General features: G+C 59.4%; 13 protein-coding genes and 1 pseudogene. 6 read left to right on the top strand and 8 right to left on the bottom strand.

Annotated elements, in window-relative coordinates; genetic code table 11:
- Positions 1 to 24: 24 nt before the first annotated feature.
- Together trmA and NVV94_RS23060 are read right to left on the bottom strand one after the other, a co-directional pair.
- On the bottom strand, positions 25 to 1,113 hold the full coding sequence (gene trmA, locus NVV94_RS23065) for a tRNA (uridine(54)-C5)-methyltransferase TrmA (protein ID WP_258444639.1): 1,089 nt from the start codon (positions 1,111 to 1,113) through the stop codon (positions 25 to 27).
- The gene (locus NVV94_RS23060; protein WP_258444638.1) at positions 1,110 to 2,405 is read right to left on the bottom strand and encodes an NCS2 family permease; all 1,296 of its coding nucleotides are present in this window, start codon (positions 2,403 to 2,405) and stop codon (positions 1,110 to 1,112) included. The genes trmA and NVV94_RS23060 overlap by 4 nt, the downstream gene beginning before the upstream one ends.
- A gap of 189 nt (positions 2,406 to 2,594) precedes the next feature.
- Between NVV94_RS23060 and NVV94_RS23055 the strand changes: the two genes are divergently transcribed.
- A complete protein-coding gene (locus NVV94_RS23055) occupies positions 2,595 to 3,146 on the top strand; it encodes a DJ-1 family glyoxalase III (protein ID WP_258444637.1) in 552 nt (183 codons plus the stop codon).
- A 115-nt stretch (positions 3,147 to 3,261) separates the two neighbouring features.
- Here the strand turns inward: NVV94_RS23055 and NVV94_RS23050 are convergent.
- Positions 3,262 to 3,384 (bottom strand): annotated as a pseudogene (locus NVV94_RS23050) (hypothetical protein); the annotation flags it as partial.
- 341 nt (positions 3,385 to 3,725) lie between these two features.
- Between NVV94_RS23050 and NVV94_RS23045 the strand changes: the two are divergent.
- The 3 genes from NVV94_RS23045 to NVV94_RS23035 are packed head-to-tail and all read left to right on the top strand — an operon-like array spanning position 3,726 to position 6,366.
- Positions 3,726 to 5,165 (top strand): cytochrome ubiquinol oxidase subunit I, encoded by a 1,440-nt coding sequence (locus NVV94_RS23045; protein WP_258444636.1) that lies wholly within the window; start codon positions 3,726 to 3,728, stop codon positions 5,163 to 5,165.
- A 3-nt stretch (positions 5,166 to 5,168) separates the two neighbouring features.
- Positions 5,169 to 6,176: a cytochrome d ubiquinol oxidase subunit II gene (cydB, locus tag NVV94_RS23040; RefSeq protein WP_258444635.1), complete on the top strand. Its 1,008-nt coding sequence runs from the start codon at positions 5,169 to 5,171 to the stop codon at positions 6,174 to 6,176.
- A 22-nt stretch (positions 6,177 to 6,198) separates the two neighbouring features.
- Positions 6,199 to 6,366: a DUF2474 domain-containing protein gene (locus NVV94_RS23035; RefSeq protein WP_258444634.1), complete on the top strand. Its 168-nt coding sequence runs from the start codon at positions 6,199 to 6,201 to the stop codon at positions 6,364 to 6,366.
- A gap of 61 nt (positions 6,367 to 6,427) precedes the next feature.
- On the opposite strand, the gene NVV94_RS23030 is transcribed toward NVV94_RS23035, so the two are convergent.
- Together NVV94_RS23030 and NVV94_RS23025 are read right to left on the bottom strand one after the other, a co-directional pair.
- A complete protein-coding gene (locus NVV94_RS23030; protein ID WP_258444633.1) occupies positions 6,428 to 7,552 on the bottom strand; it encodes a methyltransferase in 1,125 nt (374 codons plus the stop codon).
- 153 nt (positions 7,553 to 7,705) lie between these two features.
- Entirely contained in the window at positions 7,706 to 8,410 is a 705-nt protein-coding gene (locus tag NVV94_RS23025) for a LuxR family transcriptional regulator (RefSeq protein WP_258444632.1), read from the bottom strand.
- 465 nt (positions 8,411 to 8,875) lie between these two features.
- Here NVV94_RS23025 and NVV94_RS23020 point away from each other — a divergent pair, with 465 nt between their 5' ends.
- Entirely contained in the window at positions 8,876 to 9,652 is a 777-nt protein-coding gene (locus tag NVV94_RS23020; RefSeq protein ID WP_258444631.1) for a ferredoxin--NADP reductase, read from the top strand.
- 45 nt (positions 9,653 to 9,697) lie between these two features.
- On the opposite strand, the gene mscL is transcribed toward NVV94_RS23020, so the two are convergent.
- Positions 9,698 to 10,117, bottom strand: coding sequence for a large-conductance mechanosensitive channel protein MscL (gene mscL / locus NVV94_RS23015; RefSeq protein ID WP_258444630.1), 420 nt, complete (start codon positions 10,115 to 10,117; stop codon positions 9,698 to 9,700).
- A 207-nt stretch (positions 10,118 to 10,324) separates the two neighbouring features.
- On the opposite strand from mscL, the gene radA reads away from it, so the two are divergent.
- A complete protein-coding gene (radA, locus tag NVV94_RS23010; protein ID WP_258444629.1) occupies positions 10,325 to 11,692 on the top strand; it encodes a DNA repair protein RadA in 1,368 nt (455 codons plus the stop codon).
- 61 nt (positions 11,693 to 11,753) lie between these two features.
- On the opposite strand, the gene NVV94_RS23005 is transcribed toward radA, so the two are convergent.
- Positions 11,754 to 13,280, bottom strand: a complete 1,527-nt coding sequence (locus NVV94_RS23005; protein WP_258444628.1) for a nucleobase:cation symporter-2 family protein — start codon at positions 13,278 to 13,280, stop codon at positions 11,754 to 11,756.
- A gap of 274 nt (positions 13,281 to 13,554) precedes the next feature.
- On the bottom strand, positions 13,555 to 13,923 hold the full coding sequence (locus NVV94_RS23000; protein ID WP_258444627.1) for a PilZ domain-containing protein: 369 nt from the start codon (positions 13,921 to 13,923) through the stop codon (positions 13,555 to 13,557).
- Positions 13,924 to 14,121 lie beyond the last annotated feature (198 nt).

Below are 14,121 nucleotides of genomic sequence, written 5' to 3'. Positions count from 1 at the left end.
GCCAGCGATGCAGGCGCCGCTGTCTCAGCGCCGAACCAGCAACACCCCATTCTCCATATGATGCGTATACGGAAACTGATCAAACAATGCACAACGCTCGACCCTGTGGGTGTCGTGCAATTGGGCAATGTTCGCAGCCAACGTTTCCGGGTTGCAGGAGATGTACAGGATGTTGTCGAAGCGTCGGGTCAGCTCGCAGGTGTCCGGGTCCATGCCGGCGCGGGGCGGGTCGACGAAGACGCTGCCGAACTGGTAGCTCTTCAAATCGACGCCTTGCAGGCGGCGGAACGGGCGGACTTCATTGAGCGCTTCGGTGAGTTCTTCGGCAGACAGGCGCACCAGGGTGACGTTATCCACGCCGTTGTCGATGAGGTTATGCAACGCGGCGCTGACCGAGGTCTTGCTGATCTCGGTTGCCAGTACCTTGCGCACCCGGGTGGCCAGCGGCAGGGTGAAGTTGCCGTTGCCGCAATACAGCTCCAGCAGGTCGTCCTGGCGTTCGCCCAGGGCCTCAAAGGCCCAGTTGAGCATCTTCTGGTTGACCATGCCGTTGGGCTGAGTGAAGGCGCCTTCGGGCTGGCGGAAACGGAACGTGCGACCAGCTACCTGCAGCTCTTCAACGGCATAATCGCGACCGATCACCACGCGCTTGCCCTTGGAGCGGCCAATGATGCTGACGTCGAGCTCGGCTGCCAGTCGTTCGGCAGCACTGTGCCAATGTTCGTCCAGCGGGCGGTGATAGCACAGGGTAATCATCGCATCGCCCGCCAGGGTGGTCAGAAACTCGACCTGGAACAGCTTGAAGCTCAGCGCCGAACTGGCCTGCCATGCAGCCTTGAGCCGCGGCATCAGCTCATTGATGCGCTGGCTGGCGATGGGAAAATCCTCGATCAGGATCGGCGTGTGCTTTTCGCCGGGGGCGAACATGGCGTAGAAGCGCTGCTCATTCTCGCGCCACAGGCGGAACTCGGCGCGCAGGCGATACTGCTCGCGCGGCGAGTCGAACACCGCCGGTTGCGGTGCATCAAAGGGTGCCAGCAGCTCACGCAGGCGCTCGACCTTGGCGTCGAGCTGGCGGTTATAGTCCGATGGATCGAAAGCGACAGCACTCATGCGTTGAACCAGCCCAGCTTGATAACGAACAGAATCGACAAGACCACCAGCGCCGAGTTCAGGTCGCGACGGCGACCCGACAGCAGCTTGATCGCCGTCCAGGAAATGAAGCCGAAGGCAATGCCGTTGGCGATCGAGTAAGTCAGTGGCATGGCCAGGGCGGTGATCACCACGGGTGCCGCTTCGGTGATGTCATCCCAGTTTATCTCGGCCAGGCCCGAGGCCATCAGCACGGCGACGAAAAACAGCGCCGGCGCCGTGGCAAAGGCGGGCACGCTACCGGCCAGCGGGGCAAAGAACAGTGCCAGCAGGAACAGGATGGCAACCACTATGGCAGTCAGGCCCGTACGGCCACCGGCGCTGACGCCTGCTGCCGATTCGATGTAGCTGGTGGTGGTCGAGGTGCCCAGCAGGGAACCGGCCATGGCGGCGGTACTGTCGGCGATCAGCGCCCGGCCCATTTTCGGCAAGTAGCCGTCCTTGCGCATCAGCCCGGCGCGCTTGGCCACACCGATCAGGGTGCCGGAGTTGTCGAACAGGTCGACGAACAGGAAGGCGAAAATCACGCTGACCAGGCCGATGTCCAGGGCGCCTTTGATGTCCAGTTGAAGGAAGGTCGGGGCCAGCGAGGGCGGCATCGAGACCACGCCGCCGAAGGCGGTAACGCCCAGCGCGATGGACACGATGGTCACGGCCAGAATGCCGATCAGTACCGCGCCGCGCATGTGCATTGCTTCCAGGGCACAAATAAGGAAGAAGCCAAGCACTGCCAGGACCGGCGCCGGTTGCTTGAGATCGCCCAGGCCGACCAGGGTCGCCGGGTTGTCGACCACGATGCCGGCGTTGTGCAAGGCAATCAGCGCCAGGAACAGGCCGATACCGGCGGCAATCGCCGAGCGCAGCGGCAGCGGGATGCTGTTGACGATCCACTCCCGGATCCGAAAGATCGACAGCAGAAAGAACATCACGGCGGAAATGAACACCGCGCCCAGGGCGACCTGCCAGGTGTGGCCCATGTTCAGCACGACGGTGTAGGTGAAAAAGGCGTTCAGGCCCATTCCCGGCGCCAGGGCTATCGGGTAGTTGGCGATCAGGCCCATGGTGGTAGAGCCGATGGCCGCGGCCAGGCAGGTAGCGACAAAGACTGCGCCCTTGTCCATGCCGGTTTCACCGAGAATGCTCGGGTTGACGAACAGGATGTAGGCCATGGCCAGGAAGGTAGTGATGCCCGCAAGTATCTCGGTGCGCACATTGGTGTCGTGTGCCTTGAGTTGAAACAGCCTTTCCAGCATGCCCGCTCCCCGTGGCGCACTCCGGCGCCGTGATAGTGTCGACCCAAGTAGCAAAGCACAGACTGCATGCATCTGCGGTTTTCCATGGGTCGGAAAAAAGCCGCGCATCATACCAGCTAGGCCTGGGTCAGTGAATTTATGCGCTGAACGTTCAACTAAGCTTTACGGATAGCCCACTGGAGTATGCCCATGAGCCAACGAGCCATGATTGCTGTTGCCAACGGAGTAGATGATCTGCAGAGCGTGACCCTGATTGATGTATTGCGCCGGGCCGGAATCGAAGTGGTGGTGGCCAGTATCGAAGGACGCCGCATGTTGACCTGCGCGCGCGGCACGCGGCTTACCGCCGATGCGATGGTGGTCGATGTGCTGGCCCAGGAGTTCGATCTGATCGTATTGCCGGGCGGCATGCCGGGCGCCAGTCATCTGGGGGCGCATCAACCCTTGATGCAGCGAATGAAACAGCAGGCGGCAGCCGGGAAGCTATTTGCCGCCATCGCCGAAGCTCCGGTCTTTGGCTTGCAGGCTTTCGGGATTTTGCGTGGGCGGCGCATGACCTGTCTCCCTGACGTCAGCCATCACCTGACGGGCTGCAACTATGTCGACCAGCAGGTGGTGGTCGATGGCAACTGTATTACGGCGAAGGGCTCGGGTGGTGCGCTTGAGTTTGCCTTGACGCTGGTCGAGCAGTTGGCGGGCAAGGCCAAGCGGGCGGTGTTGGAACAGGAGATGCGCGTTTAGCCCTTTTCGCGGGCAAGGCTAGGCGCCCCCGCCGCTCCTACAAGGTCCGCGTAACCCATGTAGGAGCGGCGGGGGCGCCTAGCCTTGCCCGCGATCGACCGCAAAGTGGTCGCAATCACAATTTTCGCGCATCTCTTGTATGCATAGAGTCTCGCCCCGCCAACGTCGGGAACAGCTTCATCCACAACCCGGTCACTGCCAGCGTACCCACCCCGCCCAGCACTACCGCCGGCACCGTCGGCCAGCAACGAGTCCAGCGTGGCAAGGCCTTTATTCAAGGGCGTCTGCCGCACCGGGCTGCTGTGTGCGTTCAGCGCACCGAATCGTTGCCAGGTAAAGGGGGTGAGGCAACCGGTCACGCGGCAATAGACCACACAGTCGTGATGACCGATTGGGACTACTCTTTCAACGTCCATTGATCCATATCAACACTATTTAGATCGATGTGACGGCCATCTGGCCAGAATCCCTACGACTTGAAGATTCAAGAACAAATTCAACTCAGCGCATTCCATAGGCGTGGGACAGTTGGCGCAGGCCCTGGGGCCTGGAGCCGGTTCAACTGATAGAGGAAGTCATATGTTCGGTTTGGAGGCAATTGATCTCGCCCGAATCCAGTTTGCATTCACTGTTTCCTTCCACATCCTGTTTCCGGCCATCACCATCGGCCTGGCGAGTTACCTGGCGGTGCTCGAAGGCTTGTGGCTGAAAACGCGTGAGGATGTCTACCGCGACCTGTACCACTTCTGGTCGAAGATCTTCGCGGTCAACTTCGGTATGGGGGTGGTCTCCGGGTTGGTCATGGCCTACCAGTTCGGGACTAACTGGAGCAGGTTTTCCGACTTTGCCGGTTCCGTCACCGGGCCCTTGCTGACCTATGAAGTACTGACGGCATTCTTCCTCGAAGCGGGTTTTCTCGGTGTCATGCTGTTCGGCTGGAACCGCGTGGGTCGCGGCCTGCATTTCTTTGCCACCGTGATGGTCGCCATCGGCACCCTGGTCTCCACCTTCTGGATCCTGGCCTCCAACAGCTGGATGCAGACGCCGCAGGGTTACGAAATCGTCAATGGCCAGGTGATCCCGGTGGACTGGCTGGCGGTGATCTTCAACCCATCCTTCCCCTATCGCCTGATGCATATGGCCACGGCCGCCTTCGTCGCCACGGCGTTCTTCGTCGGGGCCTCGGCAGCCTGGCACTTGCTGCGCGGCCGGGATAACCCGGCCATTCGCAAAATGCTCTCGATGGCCATGTGGATGGCGCTGATCGTCGCTCCTGTTCAAGCCGTGATCGGGGACTTCCACGGTCTCAATACGCTCAAGCATCAACCGGCGAAAATCGCTGCCATCGAGGGGCATTGGGAAAACGTCGGCGATGAGCCAACGCCATTGATCCTCTTCGGCTGGCCGGACATGAAAGCCGAGAAGACCCGCTTTGCCGTGGAGATTCCCTACCTGGGCAGCATCATCCTGACCCACTCCCTGGACAAGCAAATTCCGGCGCTCAAGGAATTTCCCCCCGAGGACCGTCCCAACTCGACCATCGTGTTCTGGTCATTCCGGATCATGGTCGGCCTTGGCATGCTGATGATCCTGACCGGTCTCTGGAGCCTGTGGCTGCGCAAGCGCGGGACCTTGTATCAGTCGCGTCCGTTCCTGCACCTGACCTTGTGGATGGGGCCGTCCGGCCTGATCGCGATCCTGGCGGGCTGGTTCACCACTGAAATCGGCCGTCAACCGTGGGTGGTCTATGGCCTGATGCGCACCTCCGAGGCCTCTTCGGGGCACAGCTTCACGCAGATGAGCCTGACACTCGGGTTGTTCGTGGTTGTCTATTTCTCGCTGTTCGGTGTCGGCCTGGGCTACATGATGCGCCTGGTGCGCAAGGGGCCGAAAACCGACGAGGGCAAGGAACCCAACCCGGGTGGCCCAGGCCAGAAACGCACGCCAGCACGTCCGCTTTCGGCTGCCGATGAAGGCATCGAGAACGGCCACAGTGACAGCCTGAGCAAGGGGAACTGAGTCATGGGTATCGATCTTCCGCTTATCTGGGCGATCATCATCATCTTCGGGATCATGATGTATGTGGTCATGGATGGCTTTGACCTGGGAATTGGCATTCTCTTCCCGTTCATCAAGGGCGACAGCGACCGCGACGTCATGATGAACACCGTCGCGCCGGTCTGGGACGGTAATGAAACGTGGCTGGTACTGGGCGGTGCAGCGTTGTTCGGCGCCTTCCCGCTGGCCTATGCCGTGGTGTTGTCGGCCTTGTACCTGCCGTTGATCCTGATGTTGATCGGTCTGATTTTCCGCGGAGTGGCCTTTGAGTTCCGCTTCAAGGCCAGGGAAAACAAACGGCATATCTGGGACAAGGCGTTCATTGGCGGGTCATTGACCGCGACCTTTTTCCAGGGGGTGGCACTGGGGGCCTTCATCGACGGTCTCCCTGTGGTCGACCGCGCCTATGCCGGCGGTTCGCTGGATTGGCTGACGCCGTTCAGCCTGTTCTGTGGCGTCGGGTTGATTGTGGCTTATGCCTTGCTCGGCTGTACCTGGCTGATCATGAAAACCGAAGGCAAGCTGCAAAAACAGATGCATGATCTGGCGCGGCCCCTGGCTCTGGTGCTGCTGGCGGTTACCGGCATCGTCAGCATCTGGACGCCCCTGGCCCACAGCGAAATCGCCGAGCGCTGGTTCAGCCTGCCGAACCTGTTCTGGTTCCTGCCGGTGCCGATCCTGGTGTTGGTGACCCTGTATGGCCTGCTGCGCGCCGTGGCCCGCAATGCGAACTACACGCCCTTCCTGCTGACGCTGGTGCTGATCTTCCTCGGCTACAGTGGCCTGGGCATCAGCCTGTGGCCGAACATCGTGCCGCCCTCGATCTCGATCTGGGAAGCCTCCGCGCCGCCGCAGAGCCAGGGTTTCATGCTGGTGGGCACCTTGTTTATCATCCCCTTCATCCTGGGCTATACCTTCTGGAGCTACTACGTATTCCGCGGCAAGGTGACCCATGAAGACGGCTATCACTAGTGCCCCGCAGGAGACTCCGGCAATGACAGGCAAAGACAGTCTTCACCCACCGTCCCGGGACGAGAAGAAGCCGCTCTGGCAGCGCCTGGGCTGGCTGGTACTGATCTGGTGTGGCAGCGTCGCGGCACTGGCGATCGTCGCCGGGCTGATGCGCATGTTCATGAGCGCGGCAGGCCTCAGTACGCACTGACACGCCCCAATCCCATCCCGCTGCCCGGCAGCGGTTTCACACCCCTCTTCGGAGGGGTTTTTTATTTGCGCGCTTTAAGGATCACGAACTTGGGCGTGGTCGCCACTTGTTCGACGCCTCGGAACAGGCGCGCCAACTTGCTGTGATAACCCAAGTGGCGATTGCCGACGATATACAGCGCCCCCCCGACTACGAGGGCTTCACGGGCTTGTTGAAACATTCGCCAGGCGAGGAAGTCGCCAACCACCTGTTGCTGATGGAAGGGTGGATTGCACAGCACAACGTCCAGCGATTGGGCAGGCTGAGCGGCCAGGCCATCCCCGGCCTGAATGTCCACTTCACGTTCGCCGAGCGCTGCGTGCCAGTTTTCGCTGGCCGACTGCACGGCCATGTACGACTCATCGACCAGCGTGTAATGCGCCTGGGGGTTTTGCAGTGCACTGGCAATCGCCAGCACGCCATTGCCGCAGCCAAGGTCGGCGACGCGGGCATTGCCGAGGTTGCGCGGCAAATGCGGGAGGAAGGCGCGGGTGCCGATGTCCAGCCCTTCGCGGCAGAACACGTTGGCATGGTTGAGCAGTTCGATGGCTGGCTCATCGAGGCGGTAGCGGCTGGGGTAGGGTGACACCGCCGCTGCCCGGGGTTCAGCGCGGGCAGTCAGCAACCGGGCCTTTTTCTCGGCCAGGGAGGCCTGTACCGGGCCGATGTATTTTTCCAGCAGATCGCCCGCCGCGCGAGGCAGGTGCTTGATCATCGCCCCGGCGATGACTTGGGCATCGGCGGCCAGATGACCTTGCAGGCGGATCAACTGCTCCTCCAGCAAAGCCAGGGTTTTCGGCACCCGGATCAGCACCCGGTCGAACAGGCCTTGCCACTGGGTGCTGGCCGGTATCACGGTGACCGCATCGAACGGTTGCCCGTTGCGCACCAGGTTCTTTTCCAGCGCCAGGGTGCCGAGAAAGGAGTCGCTGCTGCTGACCACGACCATATGCCGATTGAGGCTGATCGCCAGCGCTCCGAAGTTGTCGTTGAGAATCAGGACCCGGCAGGTGGCAGGAAGATTCTGTTCAGCGATGTACTTGAGCAGGTACTCATCGGCTGCATCGAAGGCCTGCAATGGCTCGTTGGCCTGCTCTGGCTGGCGGAGGAGGTCGAGTTCGGCGAACGGACTGGTCAACAGGGGCATGGGGCGAGGACTCTGGCTGATCGGCTCTTTTTTACGCAAGTCTCGCAGGGTTGGAACTCGCAGAACAGACGCTAACGGATGAGGGGGCAGCAACCGCCGTTGGCTGCTGAGGGTGCGCAGCGATTCTACGTTCTTTTTTTGATGATTGCTGCGTCAGAACAGGCCGTTGATGGCTGCCTGGATGACCGCGCTCGTTCGGTTGGGGGCGTTCAGCTTGTCCATGGCGCTTTTGACGTGGAAGCTTACGGTACGCTCGGACACCTTTAGAATACCTGCGATCTCATGGGCTTTCTTGCCTTCGGCCGACCAGCGCAATACTTCGATTTCACGATCGGTCAATTGACGCGCCTTTTCCTGCGGGTCAACGGGTTTTTCGCCGATCACCGTATGCAGCAGGTTGCATAGCCAGTAGGTCTGGCCGGCTTTTTCATAGAGCTCGCCAATGCTCACTTCATCGTGGCTTCTGCCGACGCTGAGCATACTGGCCCGGCCACGATGATCGTGCGCCGAAAGCCCCCAACCATGGCGAAGGCCATGGGATCTGGCTTCTTCCCAGAACTCGGGAGTCTCTTCGAACACTTTGTCGCTCCACAGAATAGGCAACATCGATGAAAGACAATGTGCAACTGTGGGATCAACGGTTACATAGTTTTCCTGCTTATAGCGCTGGCTCCATTCATTTGGATAGTTGCTGAGCATGATGATCTTCGGCTGCATGGTTGCAACAGGGGTGCGCATGCCGAACGATAAAAACTCGAAGTCCAGTTGCTGTGCCATCGACATGGCGGTGAGTAGAATCTTTCCTTCGTCCTCCTCTTTCAGCAACTGATCAAGTTGTTCTTCTTTCCACAACTCCATTTTTTAACGCCTCCAATGTACATGGCGCGATCAGTGCCGAAGGGTGGTGTCAATACGCCATCAGCAATAAGACGTGACCAATGAATGCAGAGTGTAGGAAAATTCTGCAAAAAAAGGTGAGTTTTTTTGATTCTTGTCAACAGATCATTAAATTTCAACGGGATATAAATGAGAATGTTGGGCGGGTGAAAGCTGTCGGGAAGCTGACGGTAAGCTGTCGGACAGCAATATTGTCGGACAATAACTTTAATTCTTGTTCATTGGCTCCGTTAAGGCTCAATGGAGCATTTAAACAGTTAGTTTATTTTTGTCCGGTACTTACAAGTATCTTTCATTCCAGCCAGACTAATGTTCTTGCCGTTTTTGTAGATAAGCCGGCTGAACCGCCGATATCACTACAAACCATCGGTGTTTATCACCGGCTGTTTGCGCCACACTGTACCCATCTGTTCAATGGAGCCAGCCATGACTGCCAGCGCCCAGAAGTACACCCGCCAGACCCTGCTCGACGTTCAGCCCCTGACTCCTGGCCTGTTTACCCTGCGTACGACCCGTGATCCGGGCTTTCGCTTTCGGGCCGGACAGTTTGCCCGCCTGGGTGTGACCAAGGCCGATGGCAGTGTGGTCTGGCGCGCTTATTCGATGGTGTCTTCGCCGTTTGACGAGTATCTGGACTTTTTCTCGGTCGTGGTTCCCGGCGGCGAGTTCACCACCCAATTGAGCCGCTTGCGTGAGGGCGATAGCCTGCTGGTCGATCGGCAAGCCTTCGGTTATCTGACCCTGGACCGCTTTGTCGATGGCCGAGATCTCTGGTTGATGGCCACGGGAACCGGTATCGCACCCTTTCTGTCGCTCCTGCAGGATTTCGACGTCTGGGAGAAATTCGAGCGGATCAAACTCGTCTATTCCGTCCGTGAGGCCAGAGATGTGGCGTACCCGGATTTGATTGCCGGTTTGACCCAGCGTGATTACCTGCGTGAACACGCTGGCAAGTTACAGTTCATACCCATTGTGACGCGCGAACAGCACCCAGGCACCTTGCAAGGGCGTATCACGCAGTTGATCGCCAATGGCGACCTGGAAAAGGCCGCAGGCCTGGAACTGACCCCCGAACATTCCAGAGTCATGCTTTGCGGTAACCCGCAGATGATCGATGACACGCGTCAGTTGCTCAAACAACGCGGCATGCAATTGAGTTTGAGCCGTCGTCCGGGTCAAGTTGCGGTAGAAAACTACTGGTAACCCATAAAACACGGCGCCCTGAAAGCGCCGTTGCTACTGACGCGATCAACTCAGGGGTCGATTATTCTGTGCCTTGAGCAGATCGCGGATCTCGCTCAGCAGTTCTTCTTCCGTACTGGGCACCGGCGGCAGGCTTGGCGCAACGGCCTCTTCGCGCTTGAGTTTATTGATGACTTTCACGCCCATGAAGATCGCTAAGGCAACAATGAGGAAATCAATGATGGTCTGGATGAACTTGCCATAGGCAATTACTACCGCAGGTATTTCCCCTTCAGCGGCTTTGAGGGTTATGACCAGGTCAGTGAAGTCTACTCCGCCGATCAAAACACCCAATGGCGGCATCACCAGGTCGCCGACAAAGGACGAAACGATCTTGCCGAATGCTGCGCCGATGATGATACCGACAGCCATGTCGACCACGTTACCTTTGACCGCGAAGGCTTTGAACTCACTTAGCACGCCCATGGTTTATTCCTTGTAACAGATGAGATTGGTCAGCGCAGTGTAATTCAGGTATGGGCTTTATGCTCTACGCTGCTGCAACCAACTTCACTTACATGGAATAGTTTTGACGTATTGTTTTGCACTTGGCCGGGGCTTGCGCATCACGCTTGGCACCCTTTGCACGACAGTCATCGGCTATGATGGGGGCTTTTGCAGGCAGGTATCCAGATGGCCAAGGCCAAGCGCATGTACGGCTGCACCGAGTGCGGCGCGACCTTTCCCAAGTGGGCAGGGCAGTGCGGCGAATGCGGGGCCTGGAACACCCTGGTCGAGACCGTGATTGAAAGCGGCGCAGCAGCACCGCCCAGCGGCCGTACGGGTTGGGCGGGGCAGCAGGCCCAGATCAAGACCCTGGCTGAAGTCAGCATCGAGGAAATCCCGCGTTTCTCGACGGCCAGTGCCGAACTCGATCGAGTGCTGGGTGGCGGCCTGGTCGACGGCTCGGTCGTGCTCATTGGCGGCGACCCCGGCATCGGCAAGTCGACCATCCTGCTGCAAACCTTGTGCAACATCGCCATTGGCATGCCGGCGCTGTACGTTACCGGCGAAGAGTCGCAGCAGCAGGTCGCCATGCGTGCTCGCCGGCTGGGCCTTCCCCAGGACCAGCTGCGCGTCATGACCGAGACCTGCATCGAGAGCATCATCGCCACTGCCAAGGTCGAACAGCCCAAGGTCATGGTGATCGACTCCATCCAGACCATCTTCACCGAGCAACTGCAGTCCGCGCCGGGCGGTGTCTCCCAGGTGCGCGAAAGCGCGGCCTTGCTGGTGCGTTATGCCAAGCAAAGCGGCACGGCGATCTTTCTGGTGGGGCACGTGACCAAGGAGGGTTCGCTGGCAGGTCCCCGGGTACTGGAGCATATGGTCGATACCGTGCTCTATTTCGAAGGCGAGTCCGATGGTCGCCTGCGTTTGCTGCGGGCGGTCAAGAATCGTTTTGGCGCGGTCAACGAGTTGGGTGTGTTCGGCATGACCGACAAGGGGCTCAAGGAAGTCTCCAACCCTTCGGCAATTTTCCTCAATCGTGCCCAGGAAGAAGTGCCCGGCAGTGTCGTCATGGCCACCTGGGAGGGTACCCGGCCGATGCTGGTGGAGGTTCAGGCGCTGGTCGACGACAGCCACTTGTCCAACCCGCGTCGGGTCACCCTTGGCCTGGACCCGAACCGGCTGGCCATGCTGCTGGCCGTACTGCATCGGCACGGCGGGATTCCAACCCACGATCAGGATGTGTTCCTCAACGTCGTCGGCGGGGTCAAGGTGCTGGAAACAGCCTCGGACCTGGCCTTGATGGCGGCGATCATGTCCAGCTTGCGTAACCGGCCATTGGCCCATGGCTTGCTGGTATTTGGTGAGGTCGGCCTGTCTGGGGAGGTTCGCCCGGTACCCAGCGGTCAGGAGCGCTTGAAGGAGGCCGCCAAGCACGGCTTCAAGCGCGCCATCGTGCCCAAGGGCAATGCGCCCAAGGAGGCGCCTGCAGGCTTGCAGGTGATTGCGGTTACGCGCCTGGAACAGGCCCTGGATGCGTTGTTCGACTAGTTGAATGAAACGGCAGGGCCGGCGCCGGGATAGCGCCGGCCCTTGTTCAGGCAGGTCGGGTTCAGTGCTCCGAAGCCCCGGCCACCTCGAGCGGCCGCTTGCTCTGCCCTGATGCGTGGGAACTATCGTTGGTCAACGGAATTTCCTTGCCGTCGATGTCATACAACTTGCCGTCCTGGAAGTAGTCGCCATCGTGCAGAGCGGCGATATCCTGCACCCGCAAGGTGCGTTCGGAAGCTGCCACGAACACCGATTGCTGGTCCGAGTTGCCCGTGGTGAAGTGGTTGAACGCCAGGTTCAACAGGATCGCCATGATGGCTGCCGAGCTGATGCCCGAGTGGAAGATGGTGCCGAACCAGGTTGGGAAGTGGTCGTAGAAGTTCGGTGCGGCGATCGGGATCATGCCGAAACCCAGGGACGCGGCGACGATGATCAGGTTCATGTTGTTGCGGTAGTCGACTTTCGACAGGGTACGGATGCCGCTGGCGGCCACAGTGCCGAACAGTACGATACCGGCGCCACCGAGCACCGAGGTCGGTACGGCGGCAATGACCCGGCCCATCACCGGCAACAGGCCGAGCACGACCAGAAAGACCCCGCCGGTGGCAACCACGAAGCGGCTTTTCACGCCCGTCACCGCAACCAGGCCGACGTTCTGGGCAAAGGCGCTCTGGGTGAAGGAGCCGAACACTGGTGCGATCATGCTCGACAGCATGTCGGCGCGCAGCCCGTTGCCCAGGCGCTTGGAATCCACCTTGGTATCGATGATTTCACCGACCGCCAGGATATCGGCCGAGGTTTCCACCAGGGTCACCATGATCACGATGCACATCGAGATGATGGCGGCGATCTGGAAGGTCGGCATGCCAAAGTGGAACGGCGAAGGCATTGCCAGCAGCGGGCCTTCGGCCACTTTGGAGAAGTCGGCCATGCCCAGGGCTACTGCGATCAGCGTGCCGATCACCATCGCCAGAAGGATCGACAGACGCGAAATCGCTGCACTGCCCAGCTTGCTCAGTACCAGCACGATGACGAAGGTGATTGCTGCCAGACCGATGTTGGCCATGCTGCCGAAGTCGGGCGAATGGCTGTTGCCACCCATGACCCAGCGTGCTGCCACGGGCATCAGGGTCAAACCGATGGTGGTAATCACGACGCCCGTTACCAGCGGCGGGAAGAAGCGGATGACGCGCGAGAATATCGGGGTAATCAACAACCCGATCAAGGAAGCCGCCATGACCGAGCCGAGTACCGCCGGCATGCCGCCGCCATTGCTGAGGATTGCCCCCATGGTTGCCACGCCGGCAAAGGAAACGCCCTGTACCAGCGGCAACTGACAGCCGAAGAAGGGAATACCGATTGTTTGCAGCAGGGTCGCCAGGCCACCGGCGAACAAGGATGCAGCGATTAACAGACCGATGTCGGCGGGTGCCAGGCCTGCAGCCTGACCGAGAATGAGCGGCACCGCGACAATGCCGCCATACATGGTCAGAACGTGTTGCAGGCCGTAAGCCATATTGGCGCCAATACCGAGGTTTTCGTCTTCAGGGCGTTGCTCCGCAGACGTGGTAGCGGTGGACGTTTTCATGGAGATGGCATCTCGATTTATTGTTGTGGGCGTACTGTAGACAACAACCAGGATGATTGGCTACTAAATTGTATACAAGATTTTAGATTCATTGGAATTAAGCCTCTAGCACGCGGCTTTTGGCGAATTCGTCGCGCAGCCGAATGCCTCTTCGCTTTCAAAAGCAAGATTCGGTCCAATGGGGAGAAGGCGGGATCTGGCGGTGGCGTGCACTATGGCGATGAGGCGTTGAAGGTATCGGCACCACGCTTGTGCCGGGGGTGACTGGACAGCCTTACACTTCGATCAATGAACCCAGTTCCCGCTCAAGTTCGGCCGGATCGCCAAGGTTCAATTCGACCAGCCTGCGCAAGTGGCTGATCGATTCGAGGTCGATATGCAGGCAGGCGAATCCCAATTGGCCGTTATTGTCGTGGCTGAGTTGGACTTCCATTCGTACGTCAACCTGTTCGCTCAGATGAACGTCCACAAAAAATGGTTCTGCAGGATCGCCCAGCCAAGGTGAGGGCCGACCGATCAGCAGGCCCTTGAGCGACAGATCGACCAGCTTCACCGGCCAGACATTTTCGCCCTGGCTCAGCTCGGTCCGGGCATCGAAGGCGATACGCTTGAAATGACGGCGTTCGGCATGGAATTCGGTCATGTTTCTGTCCCTTCTGCAAGAAAACTGACTATAGCTCAGGCACTTGTCTTGTCACTTGCCAAGCCGCACCCACGAGCGGATAAGAGTGCGATGAGAAAATGTTCGATGAGGGCTCTAGACCAATGTTGGGGTGGCCTTTCCCGCCAGTCTCGCTAGACTCCTAGGGCTGTCTTTCGTATCCACTCGGCTGGAATCAAA

Origin of the sequence: Pseudomonas sp. LS1212 (assembly GCF_024741815.1) — a bacterium.
Classification (GTDB): Bacteria; Pseudomonadota; Gammaproteobacteria; order Pseudomonadales; family Pseudomonadaceae; genus Aquipseudomonas.
This window is presented reverse-complemented; position numbering and strand designations above follow the sequence as displayed.

Coding starts and splice junctions, on each gene's coding strand:
- NVV94_RS23060 (WP_258444638.1), bottom strand. CDS start 2,405: ATGCTGGAAAGGCTGTTTCAACTCAAGGCACACGACACCAATGTGCGC.
- trmA (WP_258444639.1), bottom strand. CDS start 1,113: ATGAGTGCTGTCGCTTTCGATCCATCGGACTATAACCGCCAGCTCGAC.
- radA (WP_258444629.1), top strand. CDS start 10,325: ATGGCCAAGGCCAAGCGCATGTACGGCTGCACCGAGTGCGGCGCGACC.
- NVV94_RS23020 (WP_258444631.1), top strand. CDS start 8,876: ATGACTGCCAGCGCCCAGAAGTACACCCGCCAGACCCTGCTCGACGTT.
- NVV94_RS23030 (WP_258444633.1), bottom strand. CDS start 7,552: ATGCCCCTGTTGACCAGTCCGTTCGCCGAACTCGACCTCCTCCGCCAG.
- NVV94_RS23045 (WP_258444636.1), top strand. CDS start 3,726: ATGTTCGGTTTGGAGGCAATTGATCTCGCCCGAATCCAGTTTGCATTC.
- NVV94_RS23000 (WP_258444627.1), bottom strand. CDS start 13,923: ATGACCGAATTCCATGCCGAACGCCGTCATTTCAAGCGTATCGCCTTC.
- NVV94_RS23035 (WP_258444634.1), top strand. CDS start 6,199: ATGACAGGCAAAGACAGTCTTCACCCACCGTCCCGGGACGAGAAGAAG.
- NVV94_RS23055 (WP_258444637.1), top strand. CDS start 2,595: ATGAGCCAACGAGCCATGATTGCTGTTGCCAACGGAGTAGATGATCTG.
- NVV94_RS23005 (WP_258444628.1), bottom strand. CDS start 13,280: ATGAAAACGTCCACCGCTACCACGTCTGCGGAGCAACGCCCTGAAGAC.
- NVV94_RS23025 (WP_258444632.1), bottom strand. CDS start 8,410: ATGGAGTTGTGGAAAGAAGAACAACTTGATCAGTTGCTGAAAGAGGAG.
- cydB (WP_258444635.1), top strand. CDS start 5,169: ATGGGTATCGATCTTCCGCTTATCTGGGCGATCATCATCATCTTCGGG.
- mscL (WP_258444630.1), bottom strand. CDS start 10,117: ATGGGCGTGCTAAGTGAGTTCAAAGCCTTCGCGGTCAAAGGTAACGTG.